Annotated in this window: 14 protein-coding genes; 6 read left to right on the plus strand and 8 right to left on the minus strand. The window is 70.6% G+C overall.

Annotation, left to right across the window (positions count from 1 at the left end; all coding sequences use genetic code 11):
* The first annotated feature begins 77 nt into the window (after positions 1-77).
* From ACIOHP_RS34050 to ACIOHP_RS34060, 3 genes are read left to right on the plus strand one after another with little or no spacing between them, the layout of a single operon-like run.
* Positions 78-1163, plus strand: a complete 1086-nt coding sequence (locus ACIOHP_RS34050; protein ID WP_401893481.1) for a thiamine ABC transporter substrate binding subunit — start codon at positions 78-80, stop codon at positions 1161-1163.
* Positions 1164-1207: 44 nt separating this feature from the next.
* Entirely contained in the window at positions 1208-2809 is a 1602-nt protein-coding gene (locus ACIOHP_RS34055; protein ID WP_401893574.1) for an ABC transporter permease, read from the plus strand.
* On the plus strand, positions 2809-3831 hold the full coding sequence (locus ACIOHP_RS34060) for an ABC transporter ATP-binding protein (RefSeq protein WP_401893483.1): 1023 nt from the start codon (positions 2809-2811) through the stop codon (positions 3829-3831). The genes ACIOHP_RS34055 and ACIOHP_RS34060 overlap by 1 nt, the downstream gene beginning before the upstream one ends.
* 141 nt (positions 3832-3972) lie before the next feature.
* On the opposite strand, the gene ACIOHP_RS34065 is transcribed toward ACIOHP_RS34060, so the two are convergent.
* The 7 genes from ACIOHP_RS34065 to ACIOHP_RS34095 all read right to left on the minus strand — a co-directional run bounded on the left by ACIOHP_RS34065 (position 3973) and on the right by ACIOHP_RS34095 (position 10725).
* Entirely contained in the window at positions 3973-4674 is a 702-nt protein-coding gene (locus tag ACIOHP_RS34065; protein ID WP_361545806.1) for an LAETG motif-containing sortase-dependent surface protein, read from the minus strand.
* Between the two features lie 147 nt (positions 4675-4821).
* Positions 4822-5943 carry an LOG family protein gene (locus tag ACIOHP_RS34070; RefSeq protein WP_401893485.1) on the minus strand — a complete coding sequence of 374 codons (1122 nt, stop codon included), beginning with the start codon at positions 5941-5943 and terminating at the stop codon, positions 4822-4824.
* A gap of 35 nt (positions 5944-5978) precedes the next feature.
* Positions 5979-6398 (minus strand): VOC family protein, encoded by a 420-nt coding sequence (locus tag ACIOHP_RS34075; protein WP_401893486.1) that lies wholly within the window; start codon positions 6396-6398, stop codon positions 5979-5981.
* Between the two features lie 95 nt (positions 6399-6493).
* Positions 6494-7897 (minus strand): hypothetical protein, encoded by a 1404-nt coding sequence (locus tag ACIOHP_RS34080; RefSeq protein ID WP_401893488.1) that lies wholly within the window; start codon positions 7895-7897, stop codon positions 6494-6496.
* Positions 7879-8619, minus strand: coding sequence for an ATP-binding cassette domain-containing protein (locus ACIOHP_RS34085; protein ID WP_361545818.1), 741 nt, complete (start codon positions 8617-8619; stop codon positions 7879-7881). Before ACIOHP_RS34085 ends, ACIOHP_RS34080 begins: the two co-directional genes overlap by 19 nt.
* A 206-nt stretch (positions 8620-8825) precedes the next feature.
* Positions 8826-10190, minus strand: a complete 1365-nt coding sequence (locus ACIOHP_RS34090; RefSeq protein ID WP_351683478.1) for an aspartate aminotransferase family protein — start codon at positions 10188-10190, stop codon at positions 8826-8828.
* 19 nt (positions 10191-10209) lie between these two features.
* Entirely contained in the window at positions 10210-10725 is a 516-nt protein-coding gene (locus tag ACIOHP_RS34095) for an Lrp/AsnC family transcriptional regulator (protein WP_046261928.1), read from the minus strand.
* 170 nt (positions 10726-10895) lie between these two features.
* Here ACIOHP_RS34095 and ACIOHP_RS34100 point away from each other — a divergent pair, with 170 nt between their 5' ends.
* The gene (locus ACIOHP_RS34100; RefSeq protein ID WP_351683475.1) at positions 10896-12335 is read left to right on the plus strand and encodes a gamma-aminobutyraldehyde dehydrogenase; all 1440 of its coding nucleotides are present in this window, start codon (positions 10896-10898) and stop codon (positions 12333-12335) included.
* Between the two features lie 124 nt (positions 12336-12459).
* On the opposite strand, the gene ACIOHP_RS34105 is transcribed toward ACIOHP_RS34100, so the two are convergent.
* Positions 12460-12921: a hypothetical protein gene (locus ACIOHP_RS34105; protein WP_401893490.1), complete on the minus strand. Its 462-nt coding sequence runs from the start codon at positions 12919-12921 to the stop codon at positions 12460-12462.
* A 119-nt stretch (positions 12922-13040) separates the two neighbouring features.
* Here ACIOHP_RS34105 and ACIOHP_RS34110 point away from each other — a divergent pair, with 119 nt between their 5' ends.
* Both ACIOHP_RS34110 and ACIOHP_RS34115 read left to right on the plus strand, forming a co-directional pair.
* A complete protein-coding gene (locus ACIOHP_RS34110) occupies positions 13041-13694 on the plus strand; it encodes a response regulator transcription factor (RefSeq protein WP_401893491.1) in 654 nt (217 codons plus the stop codon).
* Positions 13694-14890: a sensor histidine kinase gene (locus ACIOHP_RS34115; RefSeq protein WP_401893493.1), complete on the plus strand. Its 1197-nt coding sequence runs from the start codon at positions 13694-13696 to the stop codon at positions 14888-14890. The genes ACIOHP_RS34110 and ACIOHP_RS34115 overlap by 1 nt, the downstream gene beginning before the upstream one ends.
* Positions 14891-14907: the final 17 nt, after the last annotated feature.

Genomic DNA, 14907 nt, shown 5'->3' on the forward strand with positions numbered 1-14907 from the left:
TGTTGCGCCCTGCCCGGAGCCCCTCAGAGGTTCCGGGCAGGGCCGCGTCTCTTCCTGGTCACCCCAGGAGGAATCCAGTGAGCATCACCAAGAAGGCCACGGTCTTCGCCGTCGGGTTCGGTCTCGTCGCGCTCTCCGCGTGCGGGTCGTCCGACAGCGACACCGACAGTGGTGGCGGCGGCTCCAAGACCGTCACCCTCGTCAGCCACAACTCGTGGGCCGTCTCCAAGAGCGTCCTCGCCGCGTTCGAGAAGGAGTCCGGGTACAAGGTCAAGGTCCTCGAGGACGGCGACGCCGGGCAGGCCGTCAACAAGGCCATCCTGACCAAGGACAACCCGCAGGGCGACGTCTTCTTCGGCGTCGACAACACCCTGCTGTCGCGGGCCCTGGACAACGGGCTCTTCCAGTCGTACGAGGCCAAGGGATCCGACCTGATCCTGCCCGAGTACCGGGTCGACGAGGACCAGCACAGGGTCACGCCGATCGACACCGGCGACATCTGCGTCAACTACGACAAGGCGTACTTCACCGAGCACGAGCTGGACCCGCCGACCTCGTTCGACGACCTGGTCAAGCCCGCCTACAAGAACCTCCTCGTCACCGAGAACGCCTCCACCTCCTCGCCCGGCCTGGGATTCCTCCTCGGGACCGCCGCCAAGTACGGCGACAGCGGCTGGGAGGGCTACTGGACCAAGCTCAAGGCCAACGGCGTGAAGGTCGTCGACGGCTGGGAGCAGGCCTACAACGAGGAGTTCTCGGGGTCCGCCGGCGGCAAGAAGGCCAAGGCCGACCGGCCGCTCGTCGTCTCGTACGCCTCCTCGCCGCCCGCCGAGGTCATCTACGCCGACCCGAAGCCGACGACCGCGCCGACCGGGGTCGCCGAGGGGACCTGCTTCCGGCAGGTCGAGTACGCGGGCCTGCTGAGCAACGCCGAGAACGGCAAGGGCGGCAAGGCGCTCCTCGACTTCCTGCTCACCAAGCGGTTCCAGGACGACATGCCGCTGAACATGTTCGTGTACCCGGTGCGGGAGGGCGCCCAGGTTCCGGCCGAGTTCACGAAGTACGGTCCGCAGGCCAAGGACCCCGAGACCCTGGACCCCGCCAAGATCGCCGCCAACCGTGACCAGTGGGTCAAGTCGTGGACCTCGCTCGTACTGAAGTAGCCCCACGCGGGAGCCTCAAGGGGAACGTGGCGCGGCTCGGGCTCATGGCCCTGCCCGTCGCGTTCTTCGGGGTCTTCTTCGCCTGGCCCGTCGCCGCGATCGTGGCGCGCGGGCTCAAGGCCGACGGCGCGTGGCAGTTCGGCCGGATCACGGACGTGCTCGCACAGTCCGACATCCGGCACGTCCTGTGGTTCACCACCTGGCAGGCCCTCGCCTCCACCGCGCTCACCCTGCTGATCGCGCTGCCGGGCGCGTACGCCTTCGCGCGCTTCGAGTTCCCGGGCAAGCAGGTGCTGCGGGCCGTCGTCACCGTTCCGTTCGTACTGCCCACGGTCGTCGTGGGGACGGCGTTCCTGGCACTCGTCGGGCGCGGGGGACTGCTCGACGAGCTGTGGGGCGTACGGCTGGACACGACCGTGTGGGCGATCCTGCTCGCGCACGTCTTCTTCAACTACGCCGTCGTCGTCCGCACGGTCGGCGGGCTCTGGTCACAGCTCGACCCGCGGCAGGAGGAGGCCGCGCGGATGCTGGGCGCCTCGCGCCTCGCGGCCTGGCGGAAGGTGACCCTGCCCGCGCTCGGGCCCGCCGTGGCTGCCGCCGCCCTCATGGTCTTCCTGTTCACCTTCACCTCCTTCGGTGTGGTGCAGATCCTCGGCGGACCGACCTTCTCCACCCTCGAAGTGGAGATCTACCGCCAGACCTCGGAGATCTTCGACCTCGCCACCGCCGCGGTCCTCACGATCATCCAGTTCGTGGCCGTCGGCTCGATCCTCGCCCTGCACGCCTGGACCGTACGGCGACGGGAGACCGCGCTGCGGCTGGTGGACGCGTCCGGGACGGCCCGGAGGCCCCGCGGGGCGGGACAGTGGGCGCTGCTGGGCGGGGTGCTGCTCACCGTCGTCGTCCTCCTGCTGCTGCCGCTCGCCGTGCTCGTGCAGCGCTCGCTCGACGCCCCTGACTTCGGGTACTACCGGGCGCTGACGAAGTCCGACGGGGGAGTGTTCCTGGTGCCCCCGATCGAGGCGGTCGGCAACTCCCTCTCGTACGCGCTCGCCGCCACCGCCATCGCGGTGCTGATCGGCGGTCTCGCCGCGGCCGCGCTGACCCGGCGGGACGCGGGGCGGTTCGTACGGGGCTTCGACGCGCTGCTGATGCTGCCGCTGGGGGTGTCCGCGGTGACCGTCGGGTTCGGGTTCCTGATCGCCCTCGACGAGCCGCCGCTGGATCTGCGGGCCACGTGGATCCTGGTGCCGCTCGCGCAGGCGCTGGTCGGTGTGCCCTTCGTCGTACGGACCATGCTGCCCGTGCTGCGGGCCGTGGACCACCGGCTGCGGGAGGCCGCGGCCGTGCTCGGGGCGTCGCCCTGGCGGGTGTGGCGAGAGGTGGATCTGCCCCTGGTACGGCGGGCGTTGCTGATCGCGGCCGGGTTCGCCTTCGCCGTGTCGCTGGGGGAGTTCGGGGCGACCGTGTTCATCGCGCGGCCCGACAACCCGACGCTGCCGGTCGCGGTGGCGCGGCTGCTGGGGCGGGCCGGTGAGCTCAACTACGGCCAGGCGATGGCCCTTTCGACGATTCTGATGGTGGTGTGCGCGGTGGCGCTGCTGGTCCTTGAGCGGCTGCGGACCGATCGGACGGGTGAGTTCTGATGCTGCTGAGCCTTCAGGGCGCGACGGTCCGCTTCGGCGGGCGGGCGGTGCTGGACGGGGTCGACCTCGCGGTCGCCGAGCACGAGATCGTGTGTGTGCTCGGGCCCAGCGGGAGCGGGAAGTCGACGCTGCTGCGGGCGGTGGCCGGGCTGCAGCACCTGGACGAGGGACGGGTGGCGCTGGACGGGCGCGATCAGGTGGGGGTGGCCGCGCACCGGCGGGGGGTCGGGCTGATGTTCCAGGATCATCAGCTGTTCCCGCAGCGGGACGTGGGCGGGAACGTGGCGTTCGGGCTGCGGATGCACGGGGCTTCCAAGGGTGAACAGGGCTCGCGGGTACGGGAGTTGCTCGACCTCGTCGGGCTGCCGGGCGCCGGTCGGCGTGCCGTCGCCTCGCTCTCCGGTGGTGAGCAGCAGCGGGTCGCGCTGGCCCGGGCCCTCGCGCCCCGGCCGCGGTTGCTGATGCTGGACGAGCCGCTGGGGCAGCTGGACCGCTCGCTGCGGGAGCGGCTCGTCGTCGAACTGCGCGAGCTGTTCGGGCGGTTGGGGACCACCGTGCTCGCGGTCACCCACGACCAGGGCGAGGCGTTCGCGCTCGCCGACCGGGTCGTCGTGATGCGGGACGGGCGGATCGCCCAGTCCGGTACGCCCCTTGAGGTGTGGCAGCGGCCCGCGGACGAGTTCGTGGCCCGTTTCCTCGGCTTCGAGAACGTCGTGGAGGGCATGGTCGGCGGAGAGGCCGCGGACACGCCCTGGGGCAAGCTGCCGGTCCCCGTGGACGCCGCGCAGGGCCCGCGGAGTCTGCTGGTGCGGCCCGCGGGCGTGCGGCTCGTGGGCGCCGACGAGGGGCTGCCCTGCACGGTCGCCGCCCGCACGTTCAAGGGCACGCATGTCGCCGTACGACTGCGACCGGAGGGGGACGCGCCGCACCTCGAGGCGGCGTGCGCCCTGCGGGAGGCGCCGGAGGTCGGGGACCGGGTCGGCGTGGAGTTCGACGCCGCCGAAATCGTCGTGCTCGGCTGATCCGGGGCCCGTACGGCATGGGGCATGCGTCGCTCACTCTTGATCAGACCGAAGCGGGCCACGTTCGGGTGAGGGTCCCCGGACACGACTGCGGCCCGTCCCCTGAGGGGGACGGGCCGCAGCGGTACTGCTCACGGGACGTCAGCGGGTGTTGCTCGCCCCACGACGACGCATGCCGAAGAAGACCGCGCCGCCACCGATGGCGACCAGGGCCGCCGCGATGCCGGCGATGACACCGGTGTTGGAGTTCGCACCGGTCTCGGCGAGGTTGGAGTCACCGGCCGCGGGGGTCGGCGCGTTGCTCGGCGAGGACGCCGGAGCGGTGCTCTCGCTCTCCGAGGCCGACGGGGTCGGGCTCTCCTCCTCGGCCGGCGGGGTGGCGGAGTCCGACGGGGACGGCGTGGCCGTCGGGGTCGGGGACTCCTCCTCCGGCTTGCAGGCCGTGGAGGGGGTCGTCAGGTTCGGCTTGATGTCCGCGCCCTTGATGTAAGGCAGGGCTACGACGTGGACGCGGTACTCCGCGTTGGGCGCCCAGTCCTCCTCGAAGGTGATGGTCGTGCCGTCCTTGGAGCCCTTCACGGTCTGCTCGCCGACCATGCGGACGTCGGCGTTCTTCTCCACCAGGTACACGGAGACGGTGGCCTCGACGCCGGCCTTGTCGACGTCGGTGACGGTGATGACGCCGTTCTTGCCGTCGCACTTGGCTTCGGCGGAGAACTCGTTGATGTTGCATGCCAGCGCATTGCCGGCGGCGCCGAGTGCGAGCGCGGCCGAGGCGGAGGCGACACCGAGGATGCGCACGGAACGTGCGACGGTGCGGCGGGATATGGACAGAACTGCCACGTTTGTCCTTTACGGGATGCGCAAATGCGGGGGGTTGAGGGAGAAGTGATGTGACATCACGATCCCCACGAGACTCACAGGTTTATAAGCGTGACGTAAGTAGTGTCAACGTGTAGACGCATCCTGGGCATTGGCTTTGCCGTCTTATTAACCACCAAGACGTTTCAACGCCTCGGGAGCCTCCTCGATTCGGTCAACGAGGGCGATTCGCGACTCCATGGACCGCTCCCGGGCAAGTGACCGCAACAACGGCCACGTGGGCAGCTTTTCGGTCCAGTGCGTCCGGTCGACGAGCACCATCGGCGTCGGCTCGCCGCGCGACTCGTAGTAGTTGGGCGTCGCACTGTCGAAGATCTCCTGTACGGTCCCGGCGGCGCCCGGGAGGAACACCACACCGGCGGTGGAGCGGGCCAACAGGCCGTCCTCGCGGGTGGCGTTGGCGAAGTACTTGGCGATGTGCGAGGCGAAGGGGTTCGGCGGCTCGTGGCCGTAGAACCAGGTCGGGATACCGACGGAGGTACCGCCCCGGGGCCAGCGGGTGCGCACCTCGAAGGCGGCCGCCGCCCAGTCGGTGATCGAGGGCGTGAACTTCGGTGCCGTGGCGAGGAGTCGCAGGGACTCGGTGAGCATCTCGTCGTCGAAGGGGGCGGCGTACGCGCCCAGGTTCGCCGCCTCCATCGCGCCCGGGCCGCCTCCGGTGGCGACGGTGAGGCCGGCGCGGGTCAGCTCACGGCCGAGCCGTGCGGCACCGGCGTAGGCCTCCGTGCCGCGGCCCATCGCGTGGCCGCCCATCACGCCCACGACCCGTGTGTTCCTGAGGAGTTCGTCGAGCGCGTCCGAGATCGCGTCGTCGTGTATCGCCCGCAGCATCGAGGCGAGTATGTCGCCGTCGGCCTTGGTCTGCTGGAACCAGGCGTACGCACGGGCGTCGAGCGTCTCCTCGTACCCCTTGCCGAGCCCGGCGAAGAGCTCGTCCGGCGAGTAGAGGAGGCCGCGGTACGGGTTGAACGGCAGGTCCGGGACGGGCGGGAAGACCATCGCGCCGTCCGCGCCGACCTTGGCGGCCGCGTCCTCGCGCATCGGGCAGCCGAGGAAGACGGCGCCCGCCGTGTCCGTGGCGAGCAACTCCCGTGTGCGGTCCGTCAGATCGACGGCCTGGACGCGGAAGCCCGCGAGGGTGCCGCGGGTCGAGACCGTGGCGTCGAACTCGTCGAGGCTCTCGATCTCGCGGTCGTTGTGGTGGGCCGCATGGGCGGGCATCGTCTGCACCCGCCCATGCTAGGCACAGCTCCTGCGGCGGGTGTTCAGCCCTCGATCGCGGCCGGGTCCATCCACACGACCTCCCAGGTGTGGCCGTCGGGGTCGTCGAAGGCGCGGCCGTACATGAAGCCGGGGTCCTGGACCTTGTGCGACACGGTGCCGCCGGCGGCGCCCGCCTTCTCGACCAGTTCGTCGACCTTCTCGCGGCTCTCGGCGCTCAGACAGATGATCACCTCGCTGGTCGTCGAGGCGTCCGCGATCTCCTTCTTGGTGAAGGTCGAGTAGAACGGCTTGGTGAGGAGCATCGCGACGATGGTGTCGCTGATCACCACGGAGGCCGCGTTCTCGTCGCTGAACTGGGGGTTGATCGAGTAGCCGAGCTCCGTGAAGAACTTCTTCGAGGCGTCGAGGTCGTTGACCGGCAGGTTCACGAAGATCATCTGCTGGTACGCGGTGGAGGTCATGTCTGGCGTCTCCCATCGGGGTCGTGGTGTTCGGTGGGTAGACCCGGGCGCCGAACGGAACTCATCGGCGAGTGGTCATTCTTTTCCTACGAGTTTCAGCGGGCCAGCGGCATGGCCGCCAGCTCGGCGACGAAGAGGGTGAGGGGGACGAAGAGGACCAGCACCGCGCCCGCGCGCAGGGCCGCCGCGCTGCGGAGCATCGTCGCCGGGGCGCCCAGGCGCACGAGGGCGGCGGTGGTGTCCGCGCGGGCGTGCTTCGCCTCCACGGCCGCGGTGAGCAGGGTCGCCACCGTGCAGCCGGTCACCAGCAGGGCGCCCAGGGTGGTGAGGGGGCCGAAGGCGTCGCTGCCGGGGTGGCGGAGTTCGGTCATGGCGTACGTGGCGGAGGCGACCGCGCAGACCACGCCGAGGGGGCGGCCGATGCGGGTCGCCTCCTCCATGAGGACCCGGCCGGCGAGGAGGCGCAGGGCGCCCGGGCGGACCGCTTGCAGGAGGCGGCCGCAGAGATGGGTGAGGCCGGGGCCGGCGAGGGTCAGGCCGACGGCGGTGAGGAGCCAGCCGAGGAGGACGGGGGTGGGACCGCCGGGGAAGGTGAGGGGGGTTTTCGAGGCTTCGGCGGCGTAGGCCTCCACCGCCAGGCCCGCAGCCAGGACCGCGATGCCCCAGGGGAGGTCCTTCGGTGCTTCCCGGGGGGCCTCGGGGAGGTTGTGGGGGTCCGGGTCGCCGGTCCGGCCCTGCTGGGCGGGGGGTGCCGCGGGAGGCGCTTCGCCCGCCCGAGCCTGCCGGGTGCCGTCTCTCATCGGGTCGGGAGCCGTCGCGGCGGCACGACTGTCCGCGGGCTGCGCGGGTTCGCCCGTGCTGTCGGCCCCCCGCCGCAGCCGTGAGCCGAACCGTCCGTACGCGCCGAACGTCTCCCTCGTCCCCGCCCGCTCGTACGCCCCGAAGCGGCCGTACGACCGTGCGGCCCGCCGGGTCGCCGCCGTGCGGGTGTCCTTCGGCCGGTGCACCAGCGCCACCGCGACCGACGCGATCACCGGGACCAGGCCCAGCAGGGTCAGGGCCGCGGGCAGCGGCAGCGAGGCGTCCGCTGCCAGGAACTCCGCCGCCGCGCCGTCGAAGGGCATCCCCGTCAGGTCGCCCCGCAGATGGAGGAAGAAGAGCAGGGCCAGCATCGAGCCCAGCGTGCAGGACAGGGCCGTGGTCGCGGCCGAGACCGCCATCAGACGGGCGGGGCCCAGGCCGATCGCCGCGAGGCCGGGTCGGGGGCGGGTGCCGGGGTCCGTGCGGGCCACCGCCACCGCGAAGTAGACCGTCGCCGACAGTGGCGTCAGGCACCATGCCAGGCGGAGCAACGAACCCCTCGGGTCGTCCGGATGGCTGATCGCGTAGCCGAGGGTGCACAGCAGCAGGAATCCGGTGCCCGCCGCCGCCGCGGCCACCAGCAGGCGACGCAGCTGTACGGCCGGCTTGGCACCGCGGGTCAGACGGAGAGCGAGCACGCGGCCCGGCCTTCCGACTCGGCGACCGGGGGGAGATGGACCGTGTTCACCCGGCGGCCGTCCAGGAGCGAGACCGTGCGGTCGGCCAGCGCCGCCGTCTCGGCGTCGTGGGTCGCCAGGACCACGGTGATGCCGTGCGAGCGGGCCGCCGTGGTCAGGGTGCGCAGCACGTGGGCCCGGTCCGCGCGGTGCAGCGGGGCCGTCGGTTCGTCCGCGAACAACACCGTCGGAGCCGGGGCCAACGCCCTCGCGATGCAGACCCGTTGGCGTTCCGCCTGGTGCAGTTCGTGCGGGCGCTTGCGGGTCTTGTCGCCGATGTCGAGGCGCTCCAGCCACTCCAGGGCGGCGGTCTTGGCGCGGCGGCGACTGGTGCCGCGGAGCATCAGCGGGAGGGCCGCGTTCTCCCAGACGTTCAGCTCGGGGACGAGGACCGGGACCGGGTCGATCCAGCCGAAGCGGTCGCGGCGCAGGCGTTCACGGGTCATCGGGCCCATCGTGTGGACCGGCACGCTGTTGAACCAGACCTCGCCGCGCTGGGCCGGGATCAGTCCGGACAGACAGTGCAGCAGTGTGGTCTTGCCGCTGCCGCGCGGGCCGCCGACGGCGAGGATCTCGCCCTCCTGGACGCCGAGCGAGACACCGCCGAGGCCCGGTGAGCCGTCCTTGTAGGTGAAGTGCAGGGCGCGCGCCCAGAGAACGTCGTTGTCGGGCGGGGCCTGCATACGCGTACACCTCGTTCTGATCCGTTATCCCTGCAAGTGATCCCCCGTGCGGGGGAACGAAGACAGGGCCGATCGGTCACTGGGCACGCTAGGGAGTCCGCCTCACGAGGCCGGACAGCACGCGGCCCCGGGCGCCCGTTTCTCACTCGAACGGGCGGCACCGGGGCCGTTGTTGATCATCCAGACGGAAGATCGGTGCGCGAAGGTCAGAGCTTGGTCCACGCCTCCGTCAGCGTCGCGCGCAGGATCTGCTCGATCTCGTCGAACGTCTCCTGGTTGGAGATCAGCGGCGGGGCGAGCTGGACGACCGGGTCGCCGCGGTCGTCGGCACGGCAGTACAGGCCGTTGTCGTACAGCGCCTTGGAGAGGAAGCCGTACAGGACGCGCTCGGTCTCCTCGTCGGTGAAGGACTCCTTGGTCGTCTTGTCCTTGACGAGCTCGATGCCGTAGAAGAAGCCGTTGCCGCGGACGTCGCCGACGATCGGCAGGTCGTACAGCTTCTCCAGGGTCGCGCGGAAGGCGCCCTCGTTGTCGAGCACGTGCTGGTTGAGACCCTCGCGCTCGAACAGGTCGAGGTTGGCGATGCCGACCGCCGCGGAGACCGGGTGGCCGCCGAAGGTGTAGCCGTGCAGGAAGGTGTTGTCGCCCTTGTAGAACGGCTCGGCCAGCCGGTCGGAGATGACACAGGCGCCGATCGGGGAGTAGCCCGAGGTCATGCCCTTGGCGCAGGTGATCATGTCCGGGATGTAGTCGAACTTGTCACAGGCGAACGTCGTACCGAGGCGGCCGAAGGCACAGATCGTCTCGTCCGAGACGAGCAGCACGTCGTACTGGTCGCAGATCTCGCGCACCCGCTGGAAGTAGCCGGGCGGCGGCGGGAAGCAGCCGCCCGCGTTCTGCACCGGCTCCAGGAAGACCGCGGCGACCGTGTCCGCGCCCTCGAAGAGGATCTGCTGCTCGATCTGGTCGGCGGCCCAGCGGCCGTAGGCCTCGGGGTCGTCGCCGTGGATCGGGGCGCGGTAGATGTTGGTGTTCGGGACCTTGTGCGCGCCCGGGACCAAGGGCTCGAAGGGGGCCTTGAGGGCCGGCAGGCCGGTGATGGACAGGGCGCCCTGCGGGGTGCCGTGGTAGGCGACCGCGCGGGAGATGACCTTGTACTTGGTGGGCTTGCCGGTGAGCTTGAAGTACTGCTTGGCGAGCTTCCAGGCGGTCTCGACCGCCTCGCCGCCACCGGTGGTGAAGAAGACCTTGTTGAGGTCGCCCGGCGCCTCGTGCGCGAGGCGCTCCGCGAGCTCCACGGCCTTCGGGTGGGCGTACGACCACACGGGGAAGAACGCGAGCTCCTGCGCCTGCTTGAAGGCGGTCTCGGCGAGTTCGGTGCGGCCGTGGCCGGCCTGGACCACGAACAGGCCCGCGAGACCGTCGAGGTAGCGCTTGCCCTTGTCGTCGTAGATGTAGGTGCCCTCGCCCCGGACGATGGTGGGGACCGGGGAGTTCTCGTACGAGGACATGCGGGTGAAGTGCATCCACAGGTGGTCGTACGCGGTCTGGCTGAGGTCCTTGGAGCTCACGGTTATCGGGTCCTCACGGTTATCGGGTTCCCCACATGTAGGTCTGCTTCTTGAGCTTCAGATAGACGAAGCTCTCGGTGGAGCGCACGCCGGGGATGGCGCGGATGCGTCGGTTGATGACCTCGAGAAGGTGGTCGTCGTCCTCGCAGACGATCTCCACCATCAGGTCGAAGGAGCCCGCGGTCATCACCACGTACTCGCACTCGGCCATGGAGGTCAGCGCGTCGGCCACGGACTCGACATCGCCCTCGACATGGATACCGACCATCGCCTGGCGCCGGAATCCCACGGTGAGCGGGTCCGTGACGGCGACGATCTGCATCACGCCCTGGTCGAGCAGCTTCTGGACGCGCTGGCGCACGGCGGCCTCGGAGAGGCCGACGGCCTTGCCGATGGCGGCGTACGGCCGGCGGCCGTCCTCCTGGAGCTGTTCGATGATGGCGAGGGAGACGGCATCCAGATGAGGAGTGCCGTTCCTGGACTCGCGGGAGTCCCTGTGCTCTGCGCTTCGACTGGCCACGACCTCACTGTGCACGACGTCTCGATGGTTTCGCAAGGCCACAGCAATGAAATTCGTTGTTTACGGGAGTGAGTACTGCGGATTTCGCAGCCACGGTGCGATCAGGGGTGTTGAAAACGTGGGTGAGGCGATTAGGGTGGGTGTCTCAACCAATGGACAGTTCGACCCGACACAGGAGGCCGGCAGTGAGCACCGAGCTGCGTCGTCTGCGCAACTACATCGACGGTGAGTTCCGGGACGCCGCCGACGGACGGACCACCGAGGTGGTCAACCCCGCGACGGGCGAGGCGTACGCGACCGCGCCGCTGTCCGGGCAGGCGGACGTCGACGCCGCGATGGGCGCGGCCGCCGCCGCGTTCCCGGGGTGGCGCGACGCGACCCCCGCCGAGCGGCAGAAGGCCCTCCTGAAGATCGCGGACGCGTTCGAGGAGCGCGCCGAGGAACTGATCGCGGCCGAGGTGGAGAACACCGGCAAGCCGATCGGGCTCACGCGGTCCGAGGAGATCCCGCCGATGGTGGACCAGATCCGGTTCTTCGCCGGTGCGGCCCGCATGCTCGAGGGCCGTTCGGCCGGTGAGTACATGGAGGGGATGACCTCCATCGTCCGCCGTGAGCCGGTCGGCGTCTGCGCACAGGTCGCGCCGTGGAACTACCCGATGATGATGGCCGTGTGGAAGTTCGCGCCGGCGATCGCGGCCGGCAACACGGTCGTGCTGAAGCCGTCGGACACCACTCCGGCCTCGACGGTTCTCATCGCCGAGATCATCGGGTCGATCCTGCCCAAGGGTGTCTTCAACGTGGTCACGGGCGACCGTGACACCGGGCGGCTCATGGTCGAGCACCCGACCCCGGCCATGGCCTCCATCACCGGGTCCGTGCGCGCGGGCATGTCCGTCGCCGAGTCCGCGTCCAAGGACCTCAAGCGGGTCCACCTGGAGCTGGGCGGCAAGGCGCCGGTCGTGGTCTTCGACGACACCGACATCGCCAAGGCCGTCGAGGACATCTCCGTCGCGGGCTTCTTCAACGCCGGGCAGGACTGTACGGCCGCGACGCGCGTGCTCGTGCAGGAGGGCATCCACGACGAGTTCGTGCAGGCGCTCGCGAAGGCCGCCGCCGACACGAAGACCGGGCAGCCGGATGACGAGGACGTGCTGTTCGGTCCGCTCAACAACCCGAACCAGCTGAAGCAGGTCTCCGGGTTCGTCGAGCGGCTGCCGGCCCACGCGAAGGTCGAGGCCGGTGGGCACCGGGTCGGGGAGAAGGGGTACTTCTACGCGCCGACCGTCGTGTCCGGGCTCAAGCAGGACGACGAGATCGTGCAGAACGAGGTCTTCGGGCCCGTCATCACCGTTCAGTCCTTCACGGACGAGGACCAGGCCGTCGAGTGGGCCAACGGGGTCGACTACGCGCTGGCCTCGTCCGTGTGGACGAAGGACCACGGGCGGGCCATGCGGATGTCCAAGAAGCTGGACTTCGGGTGCGTGTGGATCAACACGCACATTCCGCTGGTGGCGGAGATGCCGCACGGGGGCTTCAAGAAGTCCGGCTACGGCAAGGATCTGTCGGGGTACGGGTTCGATGACTACACGCGGATCAAGCACGTGATGACGTCCCTGGACGCGTAGTACTTCGTCTGCGGGTGTGTGGGGGCTGGTCGCGCAGTTCCCCGCGCCCCTGGGTGGGTTGCAGTGGCCCCGCGGGGGAGATGAACTCCCCTTCGGGGCCACCGCGTTTCCCCCTCCTCGGTGGTCAGGCTTTCTCCATGTGCTTGCGGAGCCTGGGGAGTTCGTCTCCTGCCGGGTGGCCCGGCAGGAGCTTCGATGGGAGGGTGAGGCCCGCCTCCTTCAGGATCGGGGCGCACTTCTTGAGCGCCTTGCGGTGGGCCTTGCCGAGGATGTCGTCCTTCTCGGCCTTCATCTGGACGCGCAGGCGGATGCCTCCGTCCTCGTCCTTCTCCGCGTGGAAGTCGGGGAAGGCCGTCTGGCCCTCGCCGCGCATGCACGCGGCGAACTCGTCGTTGGCCTCGTTGAGGTCGTCCGGGGCGTTCTCGGTGGGCTCGTAGCCGATCGCGAGGCCCGGTCGTGCGCGGGGCGGGTCGTCGGTGGAATCGGAGGCGGTGGCCGTCGACGCGCTGACCGTGCCGAGGGTGAGAGCCGTGATCGCGGCCAGGGCGAGGGCGAGCCGCCGTGGTCGGGGCGACAGAGCGGACATGTGTTCCTCCAGTCGGAGCCGGGACTTGCTCACGGCCCTCAGCCAACCGCCGGCGGGGTTACGGCACGGGAACGGCCGCCCTTACCTTCGTGTAACCCCCTGCCCGCGACACTGACCGCATGCGTGTGCTGGTGGTCGAGGACCACGAAGAGCTCGCCGAGACCGTCGCCTCGGGGCTGCGCCGGGAGGGGATGGCGGTCGACCTCGCCTTCGACGGCCCGACCGCGCTGGAGCGCGCCCAGGTCAACGGCTACGACGTCGTCGTGCTCGACCGCGACCTGCCCGGCGTGCACGGGGACCAGGTCTGCCGGACGCTCGCCGAGGGCGGCAGCCGGGCGCGGGTGCTGATGCTGACGGCGTCCGGGACGGTGGCCGACCGGGTGTCGGGGCTGGGCCTGGGGGCCGACGACTATCTGCCCAAGCCCTTCGCCTTCACCGAACTCGTCGCCCGGATACGGGCCTTGGCGCGGCGTGCGCAGCCCGCGCTGCCGCCGGTCCTGGTCCGCGGGGAACTGCGGCTCGACCCGGCCCGGCGTACCGTCACCCGGTCCGGGTGCCAACTGCCGCTCAGTCCAAAGGAGTTCGCGGTGCTCGAACTCCTCATGGGTGCGCAGGGCGGGGTCGTCTCCGCGGAGGAGCTGCTCGAACGCGCCTGGGACGAGGCCGCGGACCCCTTCAGCCAGACCGTCAAGGTCACGGTGAGCCGGCTGCGGCGGAAGCTGGGCGAGCCGCCGCTGATCGAGACGGTCGAGCGGGCCGGGTACCGGCTCTGATGCGGCTCCCGACCTGGCGGGTACGCGGCCCGCACAGCATCCGGTGGCGGCTCACCCTGCTCTACAGCGCGCTGTTCGTCGTCGCCGGAGCGGTGCTGCTGGCCTTCACCTATGTGCTCGTCGCCCACTCCGAGCCGTCCCTCACCGCGGGCTCGCCACCACGGCTGACCGGGCGGGCCGAGGGCCCGAGCACGCCGGACCCGCCCACGGTCGCGTCGTACGTCGAACAGCGGCTGTCGGTGCAGCGCTCCGAGCAATTGCACGAGCTGCTGATCGAGTCGGCGCTGGCGCTGGCCGTGATGACCGTCTTCTCCCTGGCCCTGGGCCGGCTGATGGCCGGGCGGGTCCTGGACCCCCTGCGCACCATGACCGCGGCCACCCGCCGTATCTCCGCCGACAATCTGCACGAGCGGCTCGCCGTGGCGGGGCCCGACGACGAGCTGAAGGCGATGGCGGACACCATCGACGCCGTACTCGCGCGGCTGGAGGGCGCGTTCGAGGCGCAGAAGGCCTTCGTCGCCAACGCCTCGCACGAGTTGCGCACCCCGCTCACGCTCCAGCAGGCCGTCGTCGACGTGACCCTCGCGGACCCGGGCGCCTCCGTCGAGACGCTGCGGACGGCGCTGCTTCGGGTGCGGGCGGCGGGGGAGGAGCAGGAGCGGATGATCGACGCCCTGTTGACCCTCGCCCGTAGCCAACGGGGCTTGGAGCGCCAGGAGTTCGTCGACCTCGCGGCGATCGTGCGGGAGCGGTTGCCGGCAGCGCAGGCGGAGGCGGGGGCGGGGGTGCGGGTCGAGGCGCGGCTGGAGCCCGCGGCCGTACTCGGGGATCCGCAGCTCATCGAGCGACTGGTCGCCAACCTCACGGACAACGCCGTGCGGCACAACCTGGCGGAGGAAGAGGGGAGTTGGGTGAGTGTGTGGACCGGTGTGGACGCCATGGGCCGACCCGGGCTGCGGATCGAGAACAGCGGGCCGGTGATCCCGGCGGACCAGGCGGCCGGACTGTTCCAGCCGTTCCGGCGCCTCGGACCGGAACGGGTACGCAGGCGTGACGGGCTCGGGCTCGGCATGTCCATCGTCGCGGCCGTCGTCGCCGCGCACGGTGGCCGGGTGCGGGCCACCACCCGCCCGCAGGGGGGACTGGCGGTGGAGGTCGGACTCCCGCCGTCTGCTCCCGTGCTCCCCGGCGGCTGATCGACAGGGTGTCCGTT

The sequence above is a fragment of the Streptomyces sp. NPDC087859 genome (genome assembly GCF_044742595.1).
GTDB lineage: Bacteria > Actinomycetota > Actinomycetes > Streptomycetales > Streptomycetaceae > Streptomyces > Streptomyces canus_F.